General features: G+C 68.2%; 7 protein-coding genes and 1 pseudogene. 1 reads left to right on the top strand and 7 read right to left on the bottom strand.

The annotated features are described in order from the left end of the window. Positions 1-85 precede the first annotated feature (85 nt). The 4 genes from parC to WAL33_RS07950 all read right to left on the bottom strand — a co-directional run bounded on the left by parC (position 86) and on the right by WAL33_RS07950 (position 5,756). Positions 86-2,362, bottom strand: coding sequence for a DNA topoisomerase IV subunit A (gene parC, locus WAL33_RS07965; protein WP_422180187.1), 2,277 nt, complete (start codon positions 2,360-2,362; stop codon positions 86-88). Between the two features lie 90 nt (positions 2,363-2,452). After that, complete coding sequence (locus WAL33_RS07960; RefSeq protein ID WP_422180185.1) at positions 2,453-4,042, bottom strand: alkaline phosphatase D family protein; 1,590 nt, start codon at positions 4,040-4,042, stop codon at positions 2,453-2,455. A 63-nt stretch (positions 4,043-4,105) separates the two neighbouring features. Then, complete coding sequence (gene recO, locus WAL33_RS07955; RefSeq protein WP_422180183.1) at positions 4,106-4,837, bottom strand: DNA repair protein RecO; 732 nt, start codon at positions 4,835-4,837, stop codon at positions 4,106-4,108. A 34-nt stretch (positions 4,838-4,871) separates the two neighbouring features. Beyond that, a complete protein-coding gene (locus tag WAL33_RS07950; RefSeq protein WP_422180181.1) occupies positions 4,872-5,756 on the bottom strand; it encodes an arylamine N-acetyltransferase family protein in 885 nt (294 codons plus the stop codon). A 161-nt stretch (positions 5,757-5,917) separates the two neighbouring features. Between WAL33_RS07950 and WAL33_RS07945 the strand changes: the two genes are divergently transcribed. Beyond that, positions 5,918-6,856, top strand: coding sequence for a hypothetical protein (locus tag WAL33_RS07945; RefSeq protein WP_422180179.1), 939 nt, complete (start codon positions 5,918-5,920; stop codon positions 6,854-6,856). Here WAL33_RS07945 and era read toward each other — a convergent pair. The 3 genes and pseudogenes from era to WAL33_RS07930 form a co-directional block, all read right to left on the bottom strand. Further along, positions 6,853-7,821 carry a GTPase Era gene (gene era, locus WAL33_RS07940; RefSeq protein ID WP_422180177.1) on the bottom strand — a complete coding sequence of 323 codons (969 nt, stop codon included), beginning with the start codon at positions 7,819-7,821 and terminating at the stop codon, positions 6,853-6,855. The genes WAL33_RS07945 and era overlap by 4 nt on opposite strands. A gap of 169 nt (positions 7,822-7,990) precedes the next feature. Further along, complete coding sequence (gene rnc, locus WAL33_RS07935; protein WP_422180195.1) at positions 7,991-8,689, bottom strand: ribonuclease III; 699 nt, start codon at positions 8,687-8,689, stop codon at positions 7,991-7,993. Positions 8,690-8,712: 23 nt separating this feature from the next. Continuing rightward, positions 8,713-8,799: pseudogene (locus WAL33_RS07930) on the bottom strand (hypothetical protein); the annotation flags it as partial. Between the last annotated feature and the right edge of the window lie 4 nt (positions 8,800-8,803).

The raw sequence follows: 8,803 nt of genomic DNA, 5'->3' as shown, positions 1-8,803 counted from the left end.
GACCGCGGTGAGGCCGAGCAGCGCCGCCAGGGCGCCCGCGGTCTTGCGCAGCACATTGCGCCCCTGGGATCGGACCAAGCCCATCCTATTTCGGCCGGAACCGCTTGGACGTCGGGAAGCCCTTGGGCGACAGCTTGCCGGCCCCGGCGCGCTTGCCGATCCAGTCCTTCCACTCGACCCAGTCGCGGCGACGGCCGGCCGTGTCGATCCAGAAGGCGCCGCCGTCGGTGTTGAACGAGATCGCGTCGCGCAGACCGCCCTCGCGATAGGCCTGCAGCTTGACGCCCTTGCCGCGCGGCATCTCGGGCAGCTCCTCCAGCGGGAAGATCAGGATCTTGCCGTTGTCGCCAATCACCGCGATCTGGTCGCCCACCGCCTCCAGGCAGAAGGCCGCGCCGGCCGCGTCGACCGTCAGCACCTGCTTGCCGGCCTTGCGGTTGGCGATGGCCTCTTCTTCCGGCATCAGGAACCCGTAGCCCTGCTTCGAGGCCAGGAAGCGTTTGCGCCCGGCCTTGAACGGGAACATGTCGATGATCTTCACCTTGTCATCGAGCTCGATCATCATCCGCACGGGCTCGCCATGGCCACGGGCCGACGGCAGGTTGTTGCAGCTGATCGTGAAGAACCGGCCGTCGCTGGTGAACAGCAGCAGCTTGTCGGTGGTCTCGGCCGGGGCCAGGAAGCCCAGCTTGTCGCCTTCCTTGAACTTCAGCTCGGACGGGTCGTCGATCTTGCCCTTGGCGGCGCGAATCCAGCCGCGGTCCGACAGGATGACGGTGATCGGCTCGCGGACGATCATCGCCTCCAGGGCCGCGTCGGCGTCGACGATCGGCGCGTCGGCGAAGATCGAGCGGCCGATCACGCCGGTCGGGCGCGGCTTGTCGTGCGGGTGCTTGATCTTGATCAGCGTGGCGCGCACCTGGCGCAGGCCCGTGCCGACCAGGTCCCACTGCTTCTTGTCGCTGGCCAACATGCCCATGATGCCGTCGCGCTCTTCCACCAGTTCGGCGTGCTCGCGGCGGATCTCCATCTCCTCCAGCTTGGCCAACTGGCGCAGGCGGGTGTTGAGGATGGCGTCGGCCTGGATGTCCGACAGCGCGAAGGCGGCCATCAGCTTCTGCTTGGGCTCGTCCTCGTAGCGGACGATGCGGATCACCTCATCCAGATTGAGGTAGGCGATCAGCAGGCCGTCCAAGATGTGCAGGCGGGCTTCGATCTTGGCCAGGCGATGGCGGGCCCGGCGGGTCAGCACGTCGCGGCGGTGGGCCAGGAAGGCGATCAGCGCCTGCTTGATGCCCATCACCCCGGGCGTGCCGCGCGCGTCCAGCACGTTGATGTTGACCGGGAAGCGGCTTTCCAGCGCCGAGAGCTTGAACAGGCTCTCCATCAGCACTTCGGGCTCGACGTTCTTGGACTTGGGCTCAAGGACCAGGCGGATGTCCTCGGCGCTCTCGTCGCGCACGTCGCCCAGCAGGGCGGCCTTCTTGCTGTCGATCAGATCGGCCAGCTGCTCGACCAGGTCGGACTTCTTCACCTGATACGGGATCTCGGTGACGACGATCTGATAGGTGCCGCGGCCGGTGTCTTCCTTCTCCCACTTGGCGCGGGTGCGTACGCCGCCACGGCCGGTCTCGTAGGTCTCCAGCAGACTCTCGCGGCCTTCGACGATCACGCCGCCGGTCGGGAAGTCCGGACCCGGCACGCGTTCGAGGATCTCGGCGGTCGTCGCCTCGGGCTTGGACAGCAGCAGCAGGCAGGCGTCGATCAGCTCGGCCGGGTTGTGCGGCGGGATCGAGGTGGCCATGCCCACGGCGATGCCCGACGAGCCGTTGGCCAGCAGGTTCGGGAAGCCCGACGGCAGGACCACCGGCTCCTCGTCCTGGCCGTCATAGGACGGCTTGAAGTCGACCGCGTCCTCGTCGATGCCGTCCAGCAGCAGCATGGCCGCGGCGGTCATCTTGCACTCGGTGTAGCGCATGGCGGCGGGGTTATCGCCGTCGATGTTGCCGAAATTGCCCTGGCCGTCGACCAGCGGCACCCGCTGGGCGAAGTCCTGGGCCAGGCGGACCAGGGCGTCGTAGATCGACTGGTCGCCGTGCGGGTGGAAGTTGCCCATCACCTCGCCGACCACCTTGGCGCACTTGCGCGCGGCGCCTTCGGGGTTGAGGCGCATGTTGTTCATCGCGTGCAGCACGCGACGGTGAACGGGCTTCAAGCCATCGCGCACGTCGGGCAGGGCCCGCGAGCCGATCGTCGACAGCGCATAGGCCAGGTAGCGCTTGGAAAGCGCCTCGCTCAGCGGTTCATCGAGGATGCGATCGCCGTCGCCGGGACCGCCAGGGGGGAGGACTGGTTTGTTCATTGGGGAGATTCGTTACGCGTGAATGGCCACATTAGCCAATCCCGCACGGCAAATCCTCCCTTGAACGCCTTTTGTTCCCCCTTCGTGGACTCAAACCTCGACCAGACGCGGATCGCCGGCCTCGATCGCGAGTTTCTTGCGCGTGGTCAGCACGCCGTCGCGGCGGGTGATGGCGTCCAGCACCTTGAACTCGGTGACCCAGCGCTTGTCAGTCACGTCGCAGATCGCATAGCCGCGCTGACTGTTATTGAACTTCAGTTGCGGGTTGGCGGCCTGGATCGCGGCGAAGTCCGGGGTCTGGTCGACGCCGTCGCCACCCGACGAGATCGAGGTGGTGACGAACTCGGTGGCGATCGGCCGGGCGTCCGGATGGGCGCCGTCCAGGAAGAGCTCGCCGGCGAAGTTCTGGTGCTCGTCGCCGGTCAGGACCACGGTGTTGGCGATCTTGCGGTCGCGGATCTGCTTGAGCAGGCGATTGCGCGGCGTGCGGTAGCCGCCCCAGCTGTCGGGATTGACCACCACGTCCGGACCGGGCGCGCGATCCAGGTCCATCATCATCACCTGCTGGGCCAGGACGTTCCAGGTCGCCTTAGAGGCGGTCAGGCCGTCGACCAGCCACTTCTCCTGCTTCGCACCCAGCACCTCGGCGTCGGGGCGTTCGAGGGTGGAGCAGACCACCCGTTTGTCGCCGCACGGCTGGTCGGTGCGGAACTGGCGGGTGTCCAGCAGGTTCAACTCCAGCAGCCGCCCCCAGGCGGCGCGGCGATAGATCTGGATCGACGTCCCGACCGGGAACGACGAGGCCCGCAGAGGCATGTTTTCGTAATAGGCTTGGACGGCCGCCTCGCGGCGCAGGTTGAAGATCTTGGGATCGGTGCCGTCCTGATCGATGTCGCCGACCCAGTTGTTGTCGGTCTCGTGATCGTCCCAGACCACGAACCACGGGGCGGCGGCGTGGGCCGCCTGCAGGTCGGTGTCCATCTTGTACTGGGCGTAACGGCGGCGATAGTCGTCCAGGGCGTAGATCTCGCCGCCGAAGTGCTGGCGGACATTCTCGCGCGGACCGTCCGGGCCGTTCGAGGTCCGGTTGCCGCGCCCTTCGTAGATGTAGTCGCCGTAGTGGAAGACGAAGTCCGGCGCGTCCTGGGCCATCTTGCGATAGGCCGTGTAGTAGCCGGCCTCGTAGTACTGGCAGCCGACGACGGCGAAGCGCGCTCGGTCCAGGGCGGCGCCGGCCGCCGGAGCGGTGCGAGCCCTGCCCGTCAGGCTGCGCTCCTTGCCGGCCATGAAGCGGTACCAGTAGTCACGGCCGGCCTCGAGGCCCGCGACTTCGACGTGGACCGAGTGACCCAGCTCCGGCGTCGCCACGGCGGTTCCCTTGGCGACCACGGTCTTGAAGCCGCGATCAGCCGCCACTTCCCAGTCCACGGCCACCGGGGCCGTCGGCATGCCGTAGCCGATCTCGAACGGCTCGGGCGCCAGACGGGTCCAGATCACGAAGCCGTCCGGCCACGGGTCGCCCGAGGCCACGCCCAGCTGGAATGGATACTGCGCGAACACCGCCTGGGCGAAGGCCTGGCCGGTGATCAGCGGGATCGACAGGGCGGTGACCGCGCTGGCCCCGAAGGACTTGAGCAGACGGCGACGGTTCAGGGCGTAGCGGTCGAGGACGACGGACATGGACGGACTCCAGACTTTGAGTCCCGATAGCCACGCTTTGTGACGGTTCGTTCGGCCTGCTCGCTAAAGCCGCCCCGCCTCGCCCAGCCGGTCCAGCAGCCACACCCGGGCCGGCGGCAGCGGCCTGTTCAGCGGATGGAACACGAACTGCTCGAGAAAGTGGCCGGTGATGTCCAGGCCCGCCTTGACGTCGCCCTCGACCAGCCCGCCCTGGGCCGACAGCATGAACGGCGGCAGGGGCAGAAGCTTGTCGTGATAGGGCGCTCCGGCCTCGCGGCTGACCGCCCGGCCCGTGCGCGGGCTGATATAGATCAGGTCGTCCAACGAGCCGGTGGCGGCGCACTTGGACAGGTCCAGGCCGAACCCCAGGTCCTGCAGCAGCCCGGCCTCGAACCGCACATAGACCGCCGGCCAGATCTCCGGGATGGCCAGGGCGGCGATCAGGGCCTCCAGGGCATGGAAGGCGCCGGGATGGGCCTCGCGCTCGGGCAAGGCGCCGGCGGCGACGGCGGCCGCGGCTGACAGGCCCGACAAGGCCAGCGGCTCATCGAACAGCGACGAAGGCCCCTCGCCCATCGGCTCCAGGGTCGCCGCGCCCAGCTGGTCGCTCATCCGGGCCCTATAGCGGGCGATGACCTTGGCCCCGGCCTGCAGGAACGGCTTCATCCGCCGCGAGGCCGCGCCCGAGACGTGGGCGGCGAACTTGCCCCGGTCCTGGGTCAGCAGCTCGACGATCGCCCCGGTCTCGCCGTGCACGCGCGCCGACAGCACGAAGGCCTCGTCTTCCCATTCCATCAGAGGGGCCATTCCATCAGAGGGGCCATTCCATCTAGGCGGGGGTCCCCCAGCCGACGATCTTCTCGATCAGCGGCCGCCACGCGGGTTCGACCGGCAGGCCGATGACGTCGCGCAGGGTCGCCTCCAGCTCGTCCGCCGACAGGTCGCGCTGCTCGACCAGGGCGCCGTCGGCGTCGCGGTGGGTCAGGCGGTTGTTCTTCATCGCGTAGCGCGCGTCCGGGGTGGTGCGACCAGCCGTCAGGCTCCAGGTGAAGTGCGAGCTGGGATGGCTGTAGGTGTAGAAATTGACCTGCTCATAGTCCTGGTCGCCCCACGGGCCGAGCGCCACCTGATAGGTCGCCGCCCACTTGCCCGACAGATCGGCCTGCACCTGGCGCTCGCCGCCCAGTTCGGCCATCGGCAGGATGCGGAAGTCGCCGTTAGGGGTGGCCTGCACCTCGTCGGAAAACAGCCGCAGCGGCCCGGTCAGCACGCAGCCGCCGAAGCCGACATCGGCCAGCCACACCGTGTCGTCGCCGGGAACGCGCACGCCCAGCACCATGTGCGAACGCGGCCGGGGCGGAACATCGGCGGGGACCATCCACAGCACCCGCGCCATCAGACCCGTGACCTCGAAGCCCAGCGCCGTCAGCACGCGCTTGAGCAGGCCGTTCTGCTCGTAGCAGTAGCCCCCTCGCCCGGCCGCGATCAGCTTGGCGTCGATGTCGGCCGGATCCAGACTGATCGGCCTGCCCAGCAGCACATCGACATTCTCGAAGGGAATCGCGTCGGGATGTTTCTGGTGGATCGCGCGCAGCACCGCCAGGGTCGGCTGGCGCGGACCGTCATAGCCGATGCGAGCGAAATAGGCGTCCAGGTCCACAGTGGTCGGGGCGCTGGGCGAGGCCGGCGCGAAAGCAGTTTCGATCTTGCTCACAGGCGACGATATTCCCTGTCTGTTCACGGTCCAAAGGCAGGGTGTCGGCGGCGAAGTCAAGCCCGCCGCGCGGATCGCCCGCGAGGCCGCTTCGGATTGTGCGACGCACACGAGGCTGCTAGCAAATCCTGCGGAAGCGGCGTCGCGCGCCAGGGGGAAAGATGACCGATACGCCGTCCACGAAAGCCACACGCTCCAAACCGCGGCGTGAAAAGCCGCCCGTCCCGACGACCTGGCCGGCCTTCGTCTTGGCGATCGTCGTGGCGGGGGCCGGCGCCGGCTGCTACGCCCTGCGCGCGCCGCGCCTGGCCCTGGACGTCCCGATGGGTTCGGCCCTGTGGCGGATCTTCAATCACAGCCTGGTCCCGACCGTCATCATCGCCCTGGCGGTCTGGTGCCTGCTCTATTTCGGCTTCGTGCGCTGGAAGAACGGCGAGCGTGGGCCGCTGCACTTCAACACCTTGCTGGGCGTGGTGTTCGCCATCCTGATCCTCACCCCCCTGGCCCGCCAGCAGGTCGACCTGTTCAAGGCCGGCGATGTCAGAGGCCTGCAGGCCGACACGCTGAAGGCCGACGCCGCACGAAAGGCGGAAGACGCCCAAGCCAGGGCGGCTCTGCACAAGGCGCTGAGCGCCGCCGCCGGCGACCTGACGCTGGATCCCAGCGCCCTGGCCACGGCCGCGGCGCGCAAGCAGGCCAAGGCTCGGATCGCCGTGGTCCGCCAGGCGTCCAAGGACTATCACCTGGCCTATGCCGATCGCGAAGCCCGTGACCGCGCGGCTTTCCTGCAGGGGATCGTCGCCCGCAAGATCTCGCCCGATGTCGCCAAGACCAGCCTGGCCGCCTACGACCAGCGGGCCCAAGGTCGAAGCCAGGGCGCCGAGCGGGACTTCGAGATCGAACAGACCCTATTCGACGAGGTCGAGGGCGGCATCGCCGTGCTGGATCACGGCCTGACCGAGGTTCAGGGCCGCGACATGTGGTTCAACGGCCCCGACGACATGGTCGCCTTCAACAGGCACAGCCGCAACGCGGCTATCTATCGCCGACGCTTGGCTGACAGAGCGCGCGCCGAGAAGCTGGCTCAGGCCGGCGGCTAGACGTCGAAATCCAGGCCCATGTCGTTGAACAGGCCGCGTTCCTCGGCCCAGTTTTCCTTGACCTTCACGTGCAGGAACAGGTGGATCTTGCGATCCAGGATCTCTTCCAGCTCCTCGCGCGAGGTCTTGCCGATCCACTTGATCACCTCGCCGCCCTTGCCCAGCACGATGGCCCGCTGGCCGTCGCGTTCGACATAGATGGTCTGCTCGATGCGGGCGCTGCCGTCGGCGCGCTCCTCAAAGGCGGTGGTCTCGACCGAAGCCGCGTAGGGCAGCTCCTCGTGGACGCGCAGATAGATCTTCTCGCGGGTGATCTCGGCGGCCAGCAGGCGGGCCGGCAGGTCGGCGGTCTGGTCTTCCGGATAGAGCCAGGGCCCCTCCGGCATCAGCGAGGCCAGCTTGGCGGTCAGGTCGTCGACGCCCGCGCCGGTGCCGGCGCTGATCATGAAGACCTCCGAATAGACGCCGGTTTCGTACAGATCGTGGGCGACGGCCAGCAGGGTCTCGCGCTTGACGCCGTCAATCTTGTTCAGCGCCAGGATCACCTGGCGATTGGCGGCCTTCAGGCCCTCGATGATGGTCTGGACGTCCTGCACCGAGCGATGCTCGCCGGCCGAGGCGCGGCGCTCGCGCGAGGCCAGCTCGGCCTGGACATCGACCAGATGGACGACGACTTCGCTGTCCTCTGCGCCGCTCCAGGCGGAACGGACCATGGCGCGGTCCAGGCGGCGGCGCGGAGTGAAGATGCCGGGGGTGTCGACCAGGATGATCTGGGTCCGGCCGATCATGGCCACGCCGCGCACGGGAAAGCGCGTCGTCTGGACCTTCTGGGTGACGATCGAGACCTTGGCCCCGACCATGCGGTTGACCAGGGTGGACTTGCCGGCGTTCGGGGCGCCGATGATGGCGGCGAAGCCGGCGCGGGTGGGCTGGCCCGAAGGCTCTTGGGAGGTGTTTTCAGTCATTGGGCGTGCGTGTAGCACCGATGGGGCTCGGGGGCTAACACTTGCCCCCACCTGACCGCTGCGCGGTCTGTCCGCCCCCACAGGGGGCGGAGGACGAAAGCGCGGCTCCTCTTCCCCCTGTGGGGGAAGACGGTCGCGAAGCGACCCGTAGGGGGCAAGTGTTCGCCGCCTAGATCCCTGCGCCTTCCCGCTCCAGCAGCGCCTTGGCCGCGGCCTTCTCGGCCTCCTGGCGCGAGCGTCCTTCGGCGAACACCGGGTCCAGGCCGACCACCGTGACCTGCACCGTGAACACCGGCGCGTGGTCAGGCCCCTTGCGGTCCTTGACGGCGTAGGTCGGCAGCGGCTTGCCCTGGCCTTGGGCCCATTCCTGCAGCGCGGTCTTGGGATCGCGCGGCTTGCCCTCGCCGGCCTTGTCGAACTCGTCGGCCCACAGGTCGAGGAAGACGCGGCGGGCCGTCTCCAGACCGCCGTCACGGTAAAGCGCCGCCATCAGCGCCTCGGCGGCGCCGGCCAGGATCGAGTCGGTCTCGCGGCCGCCGATCTTGCTGGATGAGGCCGACAGGCGCAGGGCGGGCCCCACATTGGCGGCGCGGGAAACGCGGGCGCAGGTCTCGCGGCTGACCAGGGCGTTAAGGCGCGGGGCCAGTTCGCCTTCCTTGGCCTTGGGGAAGCGTTCGGCCAGGGCCTCGGCGGCCAGCAGGCCCAGCACGCGGTCGCCGATGAACTCCAGCACCTCGTTGTCGCCGGCTTTCTTGGCGCCGTCCCCGACGCTGGCGTGCGTCAGGGCCAGCTCCAGCAGCTTGCGGTCCTGGAACGTGTGACCGATCCGGCGCTCAAGATCCGCGACCGCGGCCGCCCGTCTATCCAAGGTCGTCATCAAAAGGCTCTGGTCCGCCCTCGTCCTTCGACAAGCTCAGGATGAGGGCTACTGTGGGCGCATTCGAAATCCTCATCTTGAGCTTGTCGAAGGACGAGGATTTCG

The organism is Caulobacter sp., assembly GCF_049283275.1.
Classification (GTDB): Bacteria; Pseudomonadota; Alphaproteobacteria; order Caulobacterales; family Caulobacteraceae; genus Caulobacter.
Note: the sequence above shows the minus strand (reverse complement) of the source record. Positions and strands in the feature narration are given on the sequence as shown.